The organism is Pseudomonas sp. FW305-3-2-15-C-LB1 (genome assembly GCF_058787615.1).
Window position 1 is genome coordinate 28516 of sequence record NZ_JBYSZX010000017.1, and the last position, 16240, is coordinate 44755.

Sequence of the window (16240 nt, forward strand, 5' to 3'; positions counted from 1 at the left end):
GGAAGTGGACAGAACCGGCCTGTTGATCGGCCTTTCCTTACAGGTCGAACGGCAATGAGAATTCACCTCATTTATTTTTGAGCGTTTACGCGCGCGCGGAAACCGTCACCCAATAGCGGCTGCGGTACGTGAGATCGAGCTTGAGTGATTGCGCGATCAGGCCTAGCACTTGATCGGTGTCGTCCAGTTGATAAGTCCCCGACACCCGCAGCCCAGCCACCGCCTCGCTGCAGCGCACCAGGCCGTTGCGATAGCGCGCCAGTTCGGCGAGGAAGTCGTCCAGCCGCATCGCCTGGGCGCTGATCACGCCGTCGCTCCAGGCCCAGGGGTCAAGGCCGTTGCCGACAACCGGACGAATGCCGCTGCGATTGAACAGCACCTGCTCGCCAGGCTTGAGTACCTGGCGGGTATTGCCCGCATGGCTATCGGCAAACACCGCCACTGTGCCCTGTTGCACCGCCAGCTGTGTGCCTTGGGCTTCTTCGCGGACCAGCAGACGCGTGCCAAGGGTGCGCAGGTAGCCGTCGCGGGTCTGTACCCAGAACGGTCGGTGATCGGTGCCGGTGTTGACCAGTATTTCACCCTGGCGCAAACGCACCAGGCGACGCTCTTTATCGAAGGCCGTGTCGAGGGCGCTGGCGCTGTTCAACTGGATCCGGCTGCCATCGTCCAGCGCCACCCAGCGCCGCTCGCCGGTGGCCGTGCGGTAGTCGGCCATCAGTGCAGGCAGTGGCGTGTAGTCGCGGCCGAGCCAGGTCAAACCGGCCGCACCTGCAACCAGGCCGAGCAGTTTCAAGCCTTCACGACGGGAGATGTGTCGGCGCGCGCCGCGCAGGGCGTGCCGGCCGACCTGGGGCGGCAGTTGGCTGAAATCGTCATTCATTGCGGCCACCCGCTGCCACACCAACTGGTGCTCGGCGCTGGTGTGCAGCCAGCGTTCGAACGCGGCGGTGCTGGCGTCGTCGGCCACATTGAAGCGCAGTGTGATCATCCACTGGATGGCCTGGTCCACCAGGCGCGGGTCAGCCTTCGGCATAACGCAAGCGGTAACAGGCATGCAGCGCTTTGGACAAGTCACGCTCCACCGTGGCCTTGGACACACCCAGGCGCAGGGCAATCTGTGCACAGGTCAGGCCGTCCAGTTGCGCCAGCAGGAAGGCTTCGCGCACCCGCGGCTTGAGCTGGTCGAGCAAGCGGTCGATGCGTTCCAGGCTATCGAGAATGAGCAGGCGGGTTTCTTCCGACGGCACTTCGAGTTGCGGAAAATGCGCGAGGCTTTCCAGGTAGGCGCGCTCCAGTTCGCGGCGGCGGTAGTGGTCGATCATCAGGCTGCGGGCGATGCTGCTCAGGTAGGCGCGCGGCTGCTGCAAGGTTTGCTGTTTGCGCGCGTTGAGCAGGCGCACGAAGGTTTCCTGGGCCAGGTCGGCGGCGTGTTCACGGCACCCGGTGCGCCGGCTCAACCAGCCGCGCAGCCAGGAATGATGGACGTGGTAAAGCTGGCCGATGGCGGCGTGGTCCAGTGGGTGATCGCTCGACATGGGCATCCTGGCACAGCTGTCTTAATTGATAATGTTTCGCATTCTAGACGTTGGTCGTGGCCCTTCGCAATTCCCGGCGCGCATTGTATCCAGCACAATTTTTTGTTTGCCGCCGGTGCACCGACTAATCTGCAGGCTTTACCGGTGGAAGGCTTGAGCATGATCGACCTGGCGACCCTGGCGGTTTTTTCCGGTGCTGTGCTGCTGTTGCTGTTGTCCCCGGGGCCGAACATGGCCTTTGTGATCAGCCACGGCGTGACCCACGGCTGGCGCGGCGGGATGGCGTCTGCCCTGGGCATTGGCGTGGCCGACGTGCTGCTGACCGCCTTGACCGCCACCGGGGTGACGGCGCTGGTTGCCAGTTGGCCGCCATCCTTTGACGTGATCCGGTATGCGGGTGTGATCTACCTGCTGTGGCTGGTGTTCAAGACCTTGCAGAAAAAACCTGGGCTGGATGCTGGCCCCGTCAGCCGGGTGCCGCTGGGCCGGGTGTTCCTGCAAGCCATGCTCAACAGTTTGCTCAACCCTAAGGCGCTGCTGTTTTTTGTGGTGTTCCTGCCGCAGTTCGTGAGGCCCGAGGCGGGGTCCATCGCTGTGCAGTTGATGGTGCTGGGGGGCGTGTTGACCCTGATTGCGGGCGTGTTTCATCTGCTGCTGGGCATGTCTGGCGGTGCGCTGAGCCGGTTCTTCGCCAGGCGCTCGAAAGGCGCCTGGTTGCAGAAGTGGGGCCTGGCGACGGTGCTGACAGTGCTGGCGGTGCGCCTGGCGGTGATGTCGCGTCCGGCCTGACTAAACGTGTTGGGCCAGCTTTTTGTGGCAAGCCCGCTCGCCACAGAGAAAGCGTATCAACCCAACCGAGCAGCTGCCCGTGCGACGATCTCCCCGCGTACCCTGCGCGATTCGGCGGTGCGCTTGTTGGCCTCGCCCAGCACATGCCTGGGGGCGGTGTCCGGGCGACCGGCATCGAACGGCGGTGCCGGCGCGTATTCAATCTGCAGTTGCACCAACTGCGCCGCTGCTTCGCTGTACAACTCCGCCGCGAGGGTCAGGGCGAAGTCGATCCCGGCAGTGATGCCGCCACCGGTCAGCAGGTTGCCATCGCGTACCACGCGCTCTTGCACAGGAATGGCGCCGAGCGGGGCGAGCAGGTCGTGGTAGGCCCAGTGTGTTGTCGCCTTGCGCCCGCGCAGTAAACCCGCCGCACCGAGCACCAGCGAGCCGGTACACACCGAGGTCACGTAGCGTGCGGTTTGTGCCTGGGCCTTGAGGAAATCCAGGGTCTGCGGGTCTTCCATCAACGCGCCGACGCCGGAACCGCCGGGCACGCAGATCACATCCAAGGGCGGGCAGTCGGCATAGGCCATGGTCGGGGTGAACACCAGGCCGGTGCTGGAGGTGACGGGGGCCAGGTCTTTCCACACCAGGTGCAACTTCACGTCCGGCAGGGAACCGAGCACGTCGTAGGGGCCGGTAAGGTCCAGTTGCTGGATGCCGGGGAACAACAGAAAGCCGATCTGCAAGGTCATGAATGAAGCTCCGATAAAGGGGTGGACGGCTTCACTCTAGAGGCCTAGGCTTTGGCGGATGCGCCATTAAGCCCACGAATCACGCCAATCATGCCTCGAATCGTCCATGTACTCGCTTTCGATAACGCCCAGGTGCTCGACGTCACCGGCCCGCTGCAGGTGTTCGCCTCCACCAATGACCTGGCGCGCCAGCGCGGCGAACCTTTGCCTTACGCGGTATCGGTGATCGCCGCGCAATCGCAGCCGGTGATGACCTCCGCCGGTCTGGCGCTGGTCGCCGAGACGCTGCCCGCTGTCGATGCGCCGTGCGATACGCTGGTGATTGCCGGCGGCTGGGGCGTGTACGGCGCCGCCGAAGACCCGGCGCTGGTGGACTGGGTGCGTGCGAAAGCCAGATATACCCGGCGCATGACCTCGGTGTGCACCGGCGCTTTCCTGTTGGCCGCCAGCGGTCTGCTCGACGGCTGCCGCGTCGCCACCCACTGGACCCGTTGTGAAGAGTTGGCGCGCAAGTTCCCTGCGCTGACGGTGGAGTCCAACCCGATCTTCATCCAGCAGGGCGCCGTCTGGACCTCCGCCGGTGTCACCGCCGGTATCGACCTGTGCCTGGCGCTGGTGGAGGAGGATCTGGGCCGCGCCGTGGCCCTGGAAGTGGCGCGGCACCTGGTGGTGTTTCTCAAGCGCCCCGGTGGCCAGTCGCAATTCAGCGTGACGCTGTCCCTGCAAAAAGATGACAGCCGCTTCGCCGAACTGCACGCCTGGATAGCCGAACACCTCACCCTGGATTTGAATATTTCGACCCTGGCCGCCCAGGCCGGCATGAGCGAGCGTAGCTTTGTACGGCACTACCGCGCCGAAACCGGCCAGACCCCGGCGCGTGCCGTCGAGCTCATCCGCGTCGAAACCGCGCGTCGGCAATTGGCCGATAGCACGGCGTCGGTCAAACGCATTGCGGTGCAATGTGGGTTCGGTTGCGAGGAAACCCTGCGTCGCAGCTTTCTGCGCGCCTTGTCGGTGACGCCTCAGGCTTATCGTGAACGTTTTTCGCCGAGCAATTCCAACACCGCGTCCAGTGTGGCTTGCGGCGCTTCCTGAGGGATGTTGTGACCCACGCCCGGCAACACCCGGCGCTGGTAAAGCTCGCTGAAATGCTCCACGTCGTCATCCACTTCGGGCGGCGGACCCACGCCATCATCGGCACCGCACAATGAAATGCTCGGCACCGAGATCGCCGGTTGCAACGCCAGTGCCTGCTCGATGGCTTCCAGCGCCGGGTCGCCAGGTGCGTACATGAAGCGGTGGCGGTAGGAGTGAATCACCACCTCGACAAAATCCGGGTTATCAAACGAAGCTGCCGTCTGCGCATACAGCCCCGGCCCCTCGGCCCAGGACGGCGACCACAGCGACCACAACAGCTTGCACAGTTCGCCACGGTTGGCGGTCAAGCCGTCCACACCGCGCGGGGTATGAAAGTAGTACTGGTACCACAAGCGATGTTCCGTCACAGGTGCCCTGGGCTTCAGCGACTGGGCGATGTCCTGGATGTTGTAGCCATCCCCGGTCACCAACCCATGCACGCGCTCGGGCCACAGCGCTGCGACGATACACGCGGCGCGCCCGCCCCAGTCGTACCCGGCCAGCGTGGCCTGCGGGATCGCCAGCGCATCCATGAAGTCCAGCAGGTCCTTGGCCAGCGCCGCCTGCTGCCCTGAACGCATTACCTGCGCATTGATAAACCGTGTCGGGCCGTAACCGCGCAGGTACGGCACCAGCACACGGCAGCCATGCCCGGCCAGTACCGGGGCGATCGCGTCATAGGCACGTGGGTCGTAGGGAAAGCCGTGCAGCAGGATCACCGGTTGGCCGTCGATGGGGCCGTGGGCTTCATAGGCCATATCGAGCATTGAAGTGCGTACGTGGAGCCGTGGGGGGGTCATGGTCATGGTTCACCAAATGGCCAGAGATGCTGGAACTCTAGCCGAAAGGTGTGACGGGAAGAGGTGGTTTTTGGGACCGCGGGCTTACTTGTCCAGTCTGGATCGATACGGCCATTCCCGCGCCAGCAGCCCCAGCACTTCAAGATCATGTCGCTGGCCGTTCCAGAATCCGGCTTCTCGCATTTTTCCTTCGGCTTTGAAGCCAAGACGCTCCAGCAACGCGCGGGACGCGTGATTATGTGGATGAACCAGCGCTTCCACCCGCTGCAGATACATCTGCCTGAAACCCCATTCCAGCGCGGTGCGTAGCGCTTCGCTCATCAGACCCTGGCCTCGGAATTGCGGTGCTAGCTCACAGGCCAGCGAGCAACTGTTCCATCCCTGGTTCCACTTGAACAAGCCACAACTGCCGATCAATCGGCCCTCGAACTCAAGCCCCCAGCGAGTCCCGGGATTCGGTTGGGTACGCCATTGGGCAAAGGTCTCGACCAGGCGCTTTGCCTGGGCAATATTGGCCATCGGGTCTGCGCCGAACCAGCGCATGCTGTCGGTATCACGGTAGATGGCGAACAGCGCTGGGGCATCCTGGGGCACCAGCTCCCGCAGTTGCAGGCGTTGAGTGTGCAGGGTAGGAAAGGGGGTCATAAGGTGGCAGCGACCTGGTCTCGATCAACCACGTGCCCAAAGTGATGCCGCCACAAGTCCACCCCCAACTGCCCGGACCTGTCCAGCGACGAGCCTATCGTCAGATCGCTGATCAACGTCGGCTGCAACCCGGCATCAAACAACGCAAACCCCGCCGCCAGCACGCAGGTGTCGGTCTGGATGCCGCACACCAGCACGCGCTCGGGCCCCATGTTTTTCAGGTAGGCAACCGTCTCGGGCGTTGGCGCGTAGCCGTGCTTGATGAAGATACGATCCGCCGCAATCAGGCTTTGGTCATCCGGCGCCGGTTGCCAGCCGAGTTGACGGGCGAAGGGGGTAATGCTCTCGTCGTGACGCTCCACGGTGGCGATTGACGGCATGCGGCCCAGCAGGGCATTGATGCCGTCCACCAGCCACGCGGGAGGGTTGAACGAGGGTTGCACATCGATGATCAGCAATACCTGGCGCATGGTGTTCCTGTCCGTGGCCTGGAGGGCTGCCCATTGTGCACAGGCTATTTCAGGGTTGCCAGGTGGTTTTCTCCCCGCTGAGCTTGCGGTCCAGGAACGTCGCCGCGCTGATCAACGCCAAGTGGCTCAAGGCCTGGGGCGTATTGCCCAGGTGCCGGGCCTGGTTGTCGAACTCTTCGGCGTACAGCCCCAGGGGGTTGGCGTAGCGCAGCAGTTGTTCGAACTCCAGGTGGGCCTTTTCCACCTGGCCGGCGCGGGCCAGGCATTCGACGTACCAGAACGAGCAGGCCGCAAACGCGCCTTCGGTGCCTTGCAGGCCGTCGATCTGGCTGTCGTCGTTGCGGTAGCGGTAGACCATGCCGTCGCGCACCAGGCTTTTCTGGATCGCTTCCAGGGTCGAGAGCCAGCGCGGATCGGTCGCCGCGACAAAGCGCACCAACGGCATCAGCAGCATCGAACCGTCCAGCGCCGTGCTGCCGATATGCTGCACGAAATGCCCGCGTTCCTCGTTCCAGAAGTTGCTCCAGATATCCGCGTAGATCGCCTGGCGGGTCTGGTCCCAGCGCGCGAACGGCGCCGGCAGCGAGCGCTTGGATGCCAGGCGGATGGCACGGTCCAGCGCCACCCAGCACATCAGCCGCGAGTGCAGGAAGTGGTGCTGTTCGCCGCGCATCTCCCAGATACCCACATCCTCGGTATTCCAGATTTCGCAGACCTGGTCGGCGACTTCCACTGTGTGCTTCCAGCCCTCGTGGGAGATGGCTTCGCCGTACTTGTTGACCAGGTACACCGCGTCCATCAGCTCGCCATAGATGTCCAGCTGGATCTGGTCGAACGCGCCGTTGCCGATGCGCACCGGCTTCGCGCCGCCATGGCCTTTGAAGTGCTCCAACTCGGCTTCCGGCAGCTCCTGGCGACCGTCGATGCCGTACAGGATATTGATCTTGGTCGGCTGGCCGCAGCAGTCACTGACGCGGCCCTTGAGCCAGCGCATATAGGCGTTGGCCTCGTCGACAAAACCCAGGCGCATGAAGGCGTAGACGGTGAACGACGCATCGCGGATCCAGGTGTAGCGATAGTCCCAGTTGCGCTCTCCGCCGGGGCTTTCCGGCAGGCCGAAGGTGGCGGCGGCGATGATCGCGCCATGTTTGCGCGACGTCAGCAGCTTGAGGGCCAGGGCCGAGCGGTTGACCATTTCGCGCCAGCGCCCACGGTAGTTCGATTGCGCGATCCAGCCGCGCCAGAATTTCAAGGTGTGGGCCAGGGCCAGGTCGGTGCAACCGCTGTCTACGCGTTCGTCGTCCTGGCCGCCGAGGACGAACTCGGCACCTTCGTCCTGGTCCAGGGTGAAGCGGGCTACGGCAGCGCCGTCCTGGATCTGCAGCGGATGGCTGCCGGACAGGCGCAGGCCGGGCTGGCCGTCGGCACTGAAGCATACGGTGCCGTTGTCGACGGTCGCGTGTGTGGGCGTGCGCGCATAGTCATGCCGCACGGCGCAGCGCAGATGAATCTCGGCCGTGCCGCTGACCACCCGCACCCGGCGTATCAGCAGTGGCAGGTCGTCGATTTCTTCGCTGATGGCCAGCAGGTCAGTGATCTCTACCACGGCGTCGTCGCTGAGCCAGCGGGTTTGCAGCACGTTGGTGTCGGGCAGGTAGATCTGCTCACGGCGCGCGTTGGGCAGGTCCGGGGTGAGCTGGAAGATGCCGGCATCGGGGCTGTCCAGCAGCGAGCAGAAGATCGACGGGCTGTCGAATTCCGGCCAGCAGAAGAAGTCGATGCTGCCTTTGTCGTTCACCAGTGCCGCGCTGCGCATGTCGCCGATGATGCCGTGGGCATCGATGGGGCTTTGTTGCTCGTTCTTCAAATCAACCATTGCCACGGAACTCCGGATACAGGCTCATGCCGCCATCAATAAAGAGTGTGCTGCCCACGACGTAGTCGGACGCATCACTGGCCAGCCATACCACGGCGTTGGCCACGTCTTCCACATCGCCGACCCGTCCATAGGGAATCAGCTTCAGCAGTTCCTTCTCTGCGGCGCCTTCAGTGGCCGCACGATTGATCGCCGTACGGATCGCTCCCGGCGCAATGCCATTGATGCGGATGCGCTGTTCGCTGACTTCCTGGGCGAGGGTGCGCATCAGCATTTCCACGCCGCCCTTGGACGCTGCGTAGTTCGCATGCCCGGCCCAGGGGATCAGCTGGTGCACCGAGCTCATGTGGATGATTTTGCCGGCTGCCCGCGACACACCCTCGCGCACGCCCTGGCGGTTGAAAATGCGCACGGCCGCCCGGGCACACAGGAACTGGCCGGTGAGGTTGACGCCAATCACCGTATTCCAGTCGTCCAGGCTCATGTCCACCAGGTTGGCGTCCTTCTGCAGGCCGGAGTTGGCCACCAGGATGTCCAGGTGGCCGAAGGCATCGAGGGCCTGGGCAAACAGCTGTTCTACCTCTTCTTCTATAGAGACGTTGGCGCCGATGGCAATCGCCCGGCCACCCTCGGCGTTGATCTGCCTGGCCAATGCCTCGGCCGGGGCAGCCTGGCTGTTGTAATTCAGCACCACGGCCGCTCCGGCTTGTGCCAGAGCCTTGGCCGCGCCGGCGCCGATTCCGGAACTGGCGCCGGTTACCAGCGCCACTTGTTGCTCCAACGAGATACGCATTGCTCACCGACCTTTATTTCGTGAGTTCAAGTAGCTGACTGACGGTGCGCAAGGGAAGTTCAGCCGTGTGAATTTAGCGACTACAACCATGGTGGAAAATGGAATAACAGAACTATAAAAAATAACCATAAGATACTAAAAAACCGCTTAAAAGCGTTTGACAGGCTTTTTGTGCCCGTGTCTTATAGGCACACCTCAACCCGCTCCGTTGGTAGTTCGGAAGTCATCGCGGGGCCACTTACAAGAGGTATCTATGTGCCTTTCGGCCGATATAGGGGAACTACCAGTTCAGGGAAAAACCGCTGCCTTAGTTGGCATGCCTAAGTTAGTGATCTTCGATTGCGACGGTGTACTCGTCCAAAGTGAAGAGATCACCCTGTCTGTGTTGATCTCCATGCTAAATGCACGTGCACCTGGCAGTGCGACACTTGATGTGACACGTTTTATCGAACACTTCCGCGGACGCAGAATTGCGGAGTGTTTGCGTGAGGCTGAATGTATTTTAGATATTCATTTGGACAATGAGTTTGAGCAACACTTTCGTCAGCGCGCGCTGGATGCCTTGACGCTTGATTTAAAAGCGACGGATGGGATTGTTGAAGTGCTGGACAGTTTGCGGGTCCCGTATTGCGTTGCCTCCAGCGCACCCCGTAGCAAGATAGAACACTGCTTGCGTACTGCCGGTCTGTTTTCTTATTTCGAAGGGCGAATATTCAGTTGTTATGAACTGGGTCGCTGGAAGCCAGATCCGTTGGTGTTTTTGACGGCTTGTGACACTTACGATATTGCCGTTACTGATGCGCTGGTTATTGAAGACAGTGTTACGGGTATTCAGGCGTCCGTCGCTGCCAATATAAGGGTTTTGGGTTTTGGTCCACCGCACCGGCGTGCACAGTTGGCGGCTGCCGGCGCATTACCGATCGCCGACATGCGTGAAGTACTGGCGATTTTTAATTGATCTTATTACTCAGGGAGGAGGCGTTGTGAACACACTGGGTTACCTGGAAAGACTTAAACGCAACGATCAATCTTCACAGCTATGGTGGGATTCTTCGCCTGCCGTTTACCTGCCTTACAAACAGCACCTGCTGGATAAGTACCCGGCCGCCGCAGCTTATATAGATGCGTTGATGCCAGACGATTTCTCCCAGTCCCGGGGCTTGTGCAGCGTGACCACCAATCCCCGGCTGGTGACCGCCGTTATCCTTGAAAAACGCGAGTACTGGTCGTCGCGCTTCAACCTGGCGAGCCTGACTCCCAGCGAATTGCACAAGCAGTTGTACAACGAGGTCATCGTTGAGGGGGCGTCGGCGCTCCAGCCGTTGTGGGTTCAATCGGCACAGGTCGAAGGCTGGATTTCCGCCCAGGTCGACCCGGTGGATGTGCGCTGCACCGAGCGCATGACCGTCAGGGGCCTGGAACTGCATCGCCTCGCACCGAATGTGATGGTCAAGGTGCCGGGCAGCCTGGAGGGGTTGTTGACCGTCGAGCAACTGGCCGCCCAGGGCGCGTCGATCAATATCACCTTCTGCTTCACGGTCGCGCAGTTCCAGGCCGGCATCCAGGCCATCGAGCGGGGCATGGCGACCGCGCGCAGCAACGGTATCGACACTGCCCACTGCAAGTACGTGATCACCTTCATGATCGGGCGTTTCGCCTGTCAGCCCGAACTCACGCTGCAGGCCGCAGAGCGTGGCCTGGCATTCAGCGCCGAGGAGCTGCGCTGGGCCGAGCTGATGATCTACGAGCAGGTCCAGGCGTTGGTGGCGGCCGCGAGCGTGCCGGTCAAAACCTTGCTGTCCAGTATCAAAGTCGATGTGGACGAGCGAGGCAACAAGCATTGCTGGCACCTGGAAAAGACCGGGCATGCGGCAACCTGCTACACGCTGACGCCGGATGTGGTGGAGTTCCTCATCGAGCGCGAAAGCCACGGCAAACCGGTGGTGCCCGCCTTGGAACCACAGAAACCGCCCGCGTCGACCTTCGCCAAGCTGATCCGTATCCCGTATTTCTACGAAGCCTACTTTGTCGACAGCATCGAGCCGTATGACTTTGGCAACCATGAGGCGTTTATCAACGCCTGCAACGAAGCCAACAGCGCGCACCGGCGCCTGACCGATTACTGCGTGCGGCTTTGCCCGGTGACCAAGCCTTTCAAGCGCGCGCTCAACGCACTGCTGGCCTCTGAATTCGGGGTGGTCGCATGAACCGGATGATCGGGTTGTGGGCCCACCCACGTTCGCGCTCCACCGTGCTGGAACGTGTGTTTATCGAGAGGGGCGATTTTGAGGTTTTCCATGAGCCCTTTGCGCACATGGCGTTTTCCGAGGACTCGGCGATCCCGTCGGATGAGTGGGATCACAGTTTGCCCACGACGTACCAGGGTATAAAACAGCATCTGTTGACCGCCCGTGAGCGCACACACGTATTTCATAAAGACATGTGTTACCACTGTTTGGATAATTTGAAAGTTGACAGTGAGTTTCTCGCGCAACAGGACAATATCTTTCTTATCCGCGAGCCGGCCAGCAGCATTATTTCCCATCATCGGGTGCACCCGGATATGCCGTTGCAGGCCATTGGGCATAAAGCGCTGTACGAGATCTTTTGCGTGGTCACAAAACTCACGGGCAAAGTGCCTTATGTGATTAACGCCGATGATCTGGCCGCTGAACCGGAACGGGTGATTCGTAAGTTGTGTGATTACTTGGGCATTGAGTTTCTGCCGCATGCCATGACGTGGAAGCGAGAGTGTCCGCAACAATGGAAAACCTGGCGTCGTTGGCATGCTGCGGCGGAAAACAGTGAGCGCATTGTGACGTCGGATAAACACCACATCGATATGAAAGCCTTCGATCAATACCCGAAGTTAAAAGCGATGTATGAATACCATCGGACTTTCTACGCGCGCATGAACGAATTTTGCCAATAAGGATGGTTGTATGAAGAAGTTGATTGTTACCGGGGCGGCCAATGGCATTGGTCGGGCCACGGTGGAAATGGCGATTCAACAGGGTTACTTCGTTATCGGCGCCGACAAGGATGCCGAAGGCCTCAACGTGTTGCAGCGGCTTTACGGTGCTGAAGTATTTGAAGCGCATATCGCCGACTTTTCCGATATGGCGGTTATCAAGGGTTTTATTCCTGAACTGTATAAGCGTCATGCAACCATTTATGGCTTGGTCAATAACGCCGGGCTTTACCACGGTAAAAGTGTCTACGCCTATTCCGATGAGCAGATCGACGAGATCCTCACCGTCAATCTCAAGGCACTGGTGTATCTGTCCAAGGACTTCGCCGAACGGGAAATGACCCACGAAGCCCCGCGCAGCATCGTCAACATTGCTTCGGTGGCCGGTGAAGTGGGCAGCTGCGATGCCCTCTACGGTGCCACCAAGGCGGCGGTGATCGGCCTGACCAAGGCCAACGCCTGGAACTTTGCGCCGTTCGTACGGGTAAACGCGGTGTCCCCGGCGCTGATCCATGACACCGCCATCTACGACACCATCCCCGAATACCGCCGCGCCGAGTACGCACGCCAGGAAGTCCTCAAGGATCCGATCCAGCCTGGCGGCGTGGCCGAGGTCATCTTGCTGCTGGTCGGCGATGCCCTGCGTCACAGCACCGGCAGGGTGATTTCGGTCGACAACGGAGCCTACCCACGGTGAGTCATTCGATGCGCAAGAAAAAACTGCTGCTGGTGGGCGCCGGCAACCTGTGCCTGCAGATCCTCAAGATTCTCGGGCCGAAAAACGCGTTCGAGTTTGTGGTGTTGGGGCGCAATGAAGAGGCGACGATCCGGCTGTGCAACCTGGTGGCGCTGTCGTGCGCGCAACTGGGGCAATTCATTGCTATCAGGCCGGTGATTGCTGACCTCACGGACATCGGCCGGGTGACGCAGCTGCTGCGTGAAGAAGCCCCGGATATCCTGGTGAACTGCGCGTCGCTGCAGTCGTGGCGGGTGATTACCGGGTTGCCCAAGCTGTCGTTCGAAAAGCTCGACCAGGCCCAGTTCGGGCCATGGCTGCCCATGCACCTGACGTTGATGCACTGCCTGATGCAGGCGGTGAAGGCTTCCGGCATTTCGGCCAAAACCGTCAACGCGGCGTTCCCCGATGCGGTCAACCCGATCCTGGCTCGCGTCGGCCTGGCACCCGATATCGGTGTGGGGAACGTGGCCAACCTGATTCCCGCCGTGCGTCTTTCCATTGCGCGGTTGCTCGAATGTTCGCCCGCCGATGTGCAGGTGCAGTTGTATGCCCAGCACTACTTCAGCCACTACGTGCCGCGCGGTGGCCTGCCACCGCGTGCCAGCTACCGCCTGTTGTATGACGTGCGCGACCGCCCGCAGGTGGCCCGCCTGCCGGCCGAGGCGATTTTTTCTACGGTCAAATCCGAGTTCCGTCGCCTGGGCGGGGTGGATGGGCAATTCCTGACCGCGTGCTCCGCCGTCACGGTTATCGAAGGGCTGTTTTCAACCACGCCGGCGTGGGTGCATGCGCCTGGCCCACTTGGGCTTCCGGGTGGCTATCCGGTGCGGCTGCATGAGGGGCGGATCGAGGTGCAGTTCTCCGAGGCCTGCCCACGGGATGAGGCGGTGCGCATCAACAGCATCTGCCAGAGCCAGGACGGCATCGACGAAATCCATTGCGATGGTTCCGTCACGTACAACCCGCAGTGCATGGCCGTCATGCAATCGATGCTGGGCTATTCCAAGCACAGCATGTCCATCGAACAGTCCGCCGAGTTTGCCCGTGAGTTGGCGAGCAAGTACCTGTCCTTCAAGAATTCGACCTGGTAGGTATGTCATGAATCAGATGACCAGAAACAAGCACAACGACGTGGCCAGTTACTCCGCGCAGTACTCGACGGAATTTGTCGAACGTTGGGATGAGTTGATCGATTGGGAGAAGCGTAAGGCGGGGGAGGGCGGGTTCTTTGAAAACCTGTTGCGAAGCCACGGCGTGCAGTCGGTGATCGACGTCTCGACCGGCAGTGGTTTTCATGCCGTCCAGCTCAAGCAGGCCGGATTTGACGTGGTCGCCACCGATGGCAGCAGCACCATGTTGACCAAGGCGCGGGCGAACTTTCGCAAACATGGCCTGGATATCCAGTCCCATTACCGCGACTGGCATTCACTGGATCCACAGGAACTAGGGCAATTCGACGCCGTGGTGTGCCTGGGCAGTTCGCTGTGCCATGTGTTTGAAGCGCATGATCGATTGAGGGTGCTGGCGAAATTCAGGGCCTTGCTCAAGCCGGGCGGGTTGCTGATTGTGGACCAGCGCAATTTCTTCGCCATCCGTGCCGGTAAATTCAAAGCCAGCGGTCATTACTATTACTGCGGTACGAACGCTTCGGTGAGCTTGGGCCAGGTCGATGAACGCCTGTGTGAGTTCATCTATTCCTTCGATGATGCGCAGCAGTACAGGCTGCAGGTTTACCCCCTGTTGCCGGGGGAGTTGAAGGGGGAAGTGCTCAAGTCCGGATTTACCGACCATGAAAGCTACGGTGATTTCGAGCGTGACTACGACATGATGGATTGTGATTTTGTCATCCACACTGCGCGCGCCGAATAGGGAGGCTTGATGAGCACACTCGTACAGAGCAATGCCCGCCCATTGGACAGTGTCGTGCTGGCGATCGTCCTCACCGGGTTCGTGGCCAGTACCTACGGCTTTGGGGTTTACCTGTTCGCCAACCTTGTCGTGGACATGCGCCGCGACATCGGCTTCGACTACACCACGGTGGGCCTGATCACCGGCGGCGCGCAGATTGGCTTCCTGCTGTTTTCGTCGGTGACCAGTTACATCAGCCGTTTCTTCGACGGCTGGAAAATCAGCCTGGTGTCCACCGTGATGACGTCCCTGGCGCTGCTGGGCCTGAGCGTCAGCGACAGCATCTGGTTGTCGGGGGCCTTGTTGATCCTGCTCGGTGGTTGCTCCGCCTCGGTGTACATCCCGCTGGCGGAAATCGTCACCAAGGGCTTCAGCCCGGGTAATCGCTCGCGGGTCATGGGGCTGATCTCCAGTGGCACCAGCTATGGCGTGTTCATCAATGGCTTGCTGGTGTCGTTCCTGACCTTGAATGGCGGCTGGCGCTCGATCTGGCTCACTGCCGGCCTGATCTCGGTGGCCCTGTGTCTGGTGGCCTGGTTTCTGTTGCGCAACCTGGCCGCGAGCCAGGACACCGGGTTTGCCGGCGAGCGCGCCGTAGCGTTTGACAGCCGCCAGCCGTGGCTCAGCCGCTCGCTGTACCTGACCTGGGCCATCGCGTTTCTCAATGGCATGGCATTGCTGCCTTTCCAGACGTACCTGGCGCCCTTCCTGCGCGATGAATTGGGCGTATCGGTTCAAGACGCCGGGTTTATCTGGACCACCATCGGTGCGGTGGGCATGGCCTCGGGCTTTCTGGTGGGGTGGATTGCCGACAAGGTCGGTGTGCGGGCGTCGCTGGCGATGTGTTTCCTCAGTGCAGGACTGGCCGCCACCCTGGTGTTCAGTTTCAACAGCCTCCCGCTGTTCTACTTGGCCGCGTTCCTGTTTGCGCTGGCGTTCTACCCCATTTTCGGGCTGGTCCCCAGTTACATCGGGCAGATCGTGCCGGTCAGCCGGCTGACCCAGGCCTTTGGCATCGCCAATGTGCTGATCGGCTTGGGCGGGGTGTGCGGCAACTTTCTGGGTGGCTTTTCCAAGGACCTCACCGGGTCGTTCTCGACGGTGTACTGGGTGGTTGCGCTGTTGCTGTTCGTGCAATGCGTGATGGTGTTCATGTTGGGTAAACCGCCGACTGCGGCGAAGGAGGGCGTGCGGCCATGAGTTATTTTCCAGACAGTCCAAGCCAGAACCTGCACGCGTTTGCGTTCAGCCATCGGCGCGCCGGACGCGGGCACAAGCCTGCGGTCATCTGGCTGACGGGTATCTCGGCGTCCGGCAAATCGACCATCGCTGATGCGTTGGACATCGCCTTGCAGAAACAGGGGCGGATGACCGCGATCATTGATGGCGACTCGGTGCGTGGCGGGTTGTGCCGCGACCTGGGTTTTACCGACAGCGACCGCGATGAGAATATCCGGCGGGTCGCCGAAGTGGCCCGCTTGATGATGGAGGCGGGGCTGATGGTGATTGTCGCGCTGATTTCACCTTCGTCGGCCAGTCGGCATTACGCACGTTCGATCATCGGCAATGAGTTTTTTGTCGAAGTGCATGTGGATGCACCGTTGGAAGTTGCTGAACAACGTGATCCGAAGGGCCTGTATAAAAAAGCCCGTGCGGGCCAGATCAAACACTTCACCGGGATCGACTCCCAGTACGACGTGCCGGTGTTTCCTGAAGTGCACTTGAATACCCAGGCGCTTTCGGTGGAGCAGTCGGTCGAGGCGATTCTGGATTGGGTGGGGCACAACGACAGTCGCGGTTAGCCGTCTGTCTTTGCGTCGGCTTTGCGCCGGGATGA

General features: G+C 61.1%; 18 protein-coding genes. 10 read left to right on the forward strand and 8 right to left on the reverse strand.

What is annotated here, in order from left to right:
* Positions 1-85: 85 nt before the first annotated feature.
* Together AC3WP7_RS25000 and AC3WP7_RS25005 are read right to left on the reverse strand one after the other, a co-directional pair.
* Complete coding sequence (locus AC3WP7_RS25000; RefSeq protein ID WP_102592953.1) at positions 86-1036, reverse strand: FecR domain-containing protein; 951 nt, start codon at positions 1034-1036, stop codon at positions 86-88.
* A complete protein-coding gene (locus AC3WP7_RS25005; RefSeq protein WP_102592954.1) occupies positions 1023-1538 on the reverse strand; it encodes a sigma-70 family RNA polymerase sigma factor in 516 nt (171 codons plus the stop codon). The genes AC3WP7_RS25000 and AC3WP7_RS25005 overlap by 14 nt, the downstream gene beginning before the upstream one ends.
* A gap of 159 nt (positions 1539-1697) precedes the next feature.
* Here AC3WP7_RS25005 and AC3WP7_RS25010 point away from each other — a divergent pair, with 159 nt between their 5' ends.
* Positions 1698-2327, forward strand: coding sequence for a LysE family translocator (locus AC3WP7_RS25010; protein WP_102592955.1), 630 nt, complete (start codon positions 1698-1700; stop codon positions 2325-2327).
* A 56-nt stretch (positions 2328-2383) separates the two neighbouring features.
* Here the strand turns inward: AC3WP7_RS25010 and inhA are convergent, their stop codons facing one another.
* Positions 2384-3064 carry an isonitrile hydratase gene (gene inhA, locus AC3WP7_RS25015; protein ID WP_102592956.1) on the reverse strand — a complete coding sequence of 227 codons (681 nt, stop codon included), beginning with the start codon at positions 3062-3064 and terminating at the stop codon, positions 2384-2386.
* 90 nt (positions 3065-3154) lie between these two features.
* Here inhA and AC3WP7_RS25020 point away from each other — a divergent pair, with 90 nt between their 5' ends.
* Positions 3155-4159: a GlxA family transcriptional regulator gene (locus tag AC3WP7_RS25020; RefSeq protein ID WP_093127071.1), complete on the forward strand. Its 1005-nt coding sequence runs from the start codon at positions 3155-3157 to the stop codon at positions 4157-4159.
* Here the strand turns inward: AC3WP7_RS25020 and AC3WP7_RS25025 are convergent.
* The 5 genes from AC3WP7_RS25025 to AC3WP7_RS25045 all read right to left on the reverse strand — a co-directional run bounded on the left by AC3WP7_RS25025 (position 4093) and on the right by AC3WP7_RS25045 (position 8785).
* Complete coding sequence (locus tag AC3WP7_RS25025; RefSeq protein ID WP_102592957.1) at positions 4093-5007, reverse strand: alpha/beta fold hydrolase; 915 nt, start codon at positions 5005-5007, stop codon at positions 4093-4095. The two genes, AC3WP7_RS25020 and AC3WP7_RS25025, sit on opposite strands and share 67 nt — an antisense overlap.
* Before the next feature lie 78 nt (positions 5008-5085).
* Entirely contained in the window at positions 5086-5646 is a 561-nt protein-coding gene (locus tag AC3WP7_RS25030) for a GNAT family N-acetyltransferase (RefSeq protein ID WP_092249563.1), read from the reverse strand.
* Positions 5643-6116: a cysteine hydrolase family protein gene (locus AC3WP7_RS25035; protein ID WP_092249565.1), complete on the reverse strand. Its 474-nt coding sequence runs from the start codon at positions 6114-6116 to the stop codon at positions 5643-5645. The genes AC3WP7_RS25030 and AC3WP7_RS25035 overlap by 4 nt, the downstream gene beginning before the upstream one ends.
* A 49-nt stretch (positions 6117-6165) precedes the next feature.
* A complete protein-coding gene (locus tag AC3WP7_RS25040; RefSeq protein WP_093127079.1) occupies positions 6166-7992 on the reverse strand; it encodes a glycoside hydrolase family 15 protein in 1827 nt (608 codons plus the stop codon).
* Positions 7985-8785, reverse strand: a complete 801-nt coding sequence (locus AC3WP7_RS25045; RefSeq protein WP_092249573.1) for a glucose 1-dehydrogenase — start codon at positions 8783-8785, stop codon at positions 7985-7987. Before AC3WP7_RS25045 ends, AC3WP7_RS25040 begins: the two co-directional genes overlap by 8 nt.
* A gap of 253 nt (positions 8786-9038) precedes the next feature.
* On the opposite strand from AC3WP7_RS25045, the gene AC3WP7_RS25050 reads away from it, so the two are divergent.
* From AC3WP7_RS25050 to cysC, 8 genes are read left to right on the forward strand one after another with little or no spacing between them, the layout of a single operon-like run.
* On the forward strand, positions 9039-9743 hold the full coding sequence (locus AC3WP7_RS25050) for an HAD family hydrolase (protein ID WP_102592958.1): 705 nt from the start codon (positions 9039-9041) through the stop codon (positions 9741-9743).
* A gap of 25 nt (positions 9744-9768) precedes the next feature.
* A complete protein-coding gene (locus tag AC3WP7_RS25055) occupies positions 9769-10992 on the forward strand; it encodes a transaldolase family protein (protein ID WP_102592959.1) in 1224 nt (407 codons plus the stop codon).
* Positions 10989-11717, forward strand: coding sequence for a sulfotransferase-like domain-containing protein (locus AC3WP7_RS25060; RefSeq protein ID WP_102592960.1), 729 nt, complete (start codon positions 10989-10991; stop codon positions 11715-11717). The genes AC3WP7_RS25055 and AC3WP7_RS25060 overlap by 4 nt, the downstream gene beginning before the upstream one ends.
* A 10-nt stretch (positions 11718-11727) precedes the next feature.
* Complete coding sequence (locus AC3WP7_RS25065; protein ID WP_071489710.1) at positions 11728-12453, forward strand: SDR family NAD(P)-dependent oxidoreductase; 726 nt, start codon at positions 11728-11730, stop codon at positions 12451-12453.
* Entirely contained in the window at positions 12450-13586 is a 1137-nt protein-coding gene (locus tag AC3WP7_RS25070; RefSeq protein ID WP_102592961.1) for an SDR family oxidoreductase, read from the forward strand. Before AC3WP7_RS25065 ends, AC3WP7_RS25070 begins: the two co-directional genes overlap by 4 nt.
* Positions 13587-13593: 7 nt before the next feature.
* Positions 13594-14364 (forward strand): class I SAM-dependent methyltransferase, encoded by a 771-nt coding sequence (locus AC3WP7_RS25075; protein WP_071489708.1) that lies wholly within the window; start codon positions 13594-13596, stop codon positions 14362-14364.
* 9 nt (positions 14365-14373) lie between these two features.
* On the forward strand, positions 14374-15603 hold the full coding sequence (locus AC3WP7_RS25080; protein ID WP_092249591.1) for an MFS transporter: 1230 nt from the start codon (positions 14374-14376) through the stop codon (positions 15601-15603).
* Positions 15600-16205, forward strand: a complete 606-nt coding sequence (gene cysC, locus AC3WP7_RS25085) for an adenylyl-sulfate kinase (protein ID WP_102592962.1) — start codon at positions 15600-15602, stop codon at positions 16203-16205. Before AC3WP7_RS25080 ends, cysC begins: the two co-directional genes overlap by 4 nt.
* The last annotated feature ends 35 nt before the right edge of the window (positions 16206-16240 follow it).

Coding starts and splice junctions, on each gene's coding strand:
- AC3WP7_RS25075 (WP_071489708.1), top strand. CDS start 13,594: ATGAATCAGATGACCAGAAACAAGCACAACGACGTGGCCAGTTACTCC.
- inhA (WP_102592956.1), bottom strand. CDS start 3,064: ATGACCTTGCAGATCGGCTTTCTGTTGTTCCCCGGCATCCAGCAACTG.
- AC3WP7_RS25060 (WP_102592960.1), top strand. CDS start 10,989: ATGAACCGGATGATCGGGTTGTGGGCCCACCCACGTTCGCGCTCCACC.
- AC3WP7_RS25065 (WP_071489710.1), top strand. CDS start 11,728: ATGAAGAAGTTGATTGTTACCGGGGCGGCCAATGGCATTGGTCGGGCC.
- AC3WP7_RS25050 (WP_102592958.1), top strand. CDS start 9,039: ATGTGCCTTTCGGCCGATATAGGGGAACTACCAGTTCAGGGAAAAACC.
- AC3WP7_RS25040 (WP_093127079.1), bottom strand. CDS start 7,992: ATGGTTGATTTGAAGAACGAGCAACAAAGCCCCATCGATGCCCACGGC.
- AC3WP7_RS25020 (WP_093127071.1), top strand. CDS start 3,155: ATGCCTCGAATCGTCCATGTACTCGCTTTCGATAACGCCCAGGTGCTC.
- AC3WP7_RS25025 (WP_102592957.1), bottom strand. CDS start 5,007: ATGACCATGACCCCCCCACGGCTCCACGTACGCACTTCAATGCTCGAT.
- AC3WP7_RS25030 (WP_092249563.1), bottom strand. CDS start 5,646: ATGACCCCCTTTCCTACCCTGCACACTCAACGCCTGCAACTGCGGGAG.
- AC3WP7_RS25035 (WP_092249565.1), bottom strand. CDS start 6,116: ATGCGCCAGGTATTGCTGATCATCGATGTGCAACCCTCGTTCAACCCT.
- AC3WP7_RS25000 (WP_102592953.1), bottom strand. CDS start 1,036: ATGCCGAAGGCTGACCCGCGCCTGGTGGACCAGGCCATCCAGTGGATG.
- AC3WP7_RS25010 (WP_102592955.1), top strand. CDS start 1,698: ATGATCGACCTGGCGACCCTGGCGGTTTTTTCCGGTGCTGTGCTGCTG.
- AC3WP7_RS25080 (WP_092249591.1), top strand. CDS start 14,374: ATGAGCACACTCGTACAGAGCAATGCCCGCCCATTGGACAGTGTCGTG.
- AC3WP7_RS25005 (WP_102592954.1), bottom strand. CDS start 1,538: ATGTCGAGCGATCACCCACTGGACCACGCCGCCATCGGCCAGCTTTAC.
- AC3WP7_RS25045 (WP_092249573.1), bottom strand. CDS start 8,785: ATGCGTATCTCGTTGGAGCAACAAGTGGCGCTGGTAACCGGCGCCAGT.
- cysC (WP_102592962.1), top strand. CDS start 15,600: ATGAGTTATTTTCCAGACAGTCCAAGCCAGAACCTGCACGCGTTTGCG.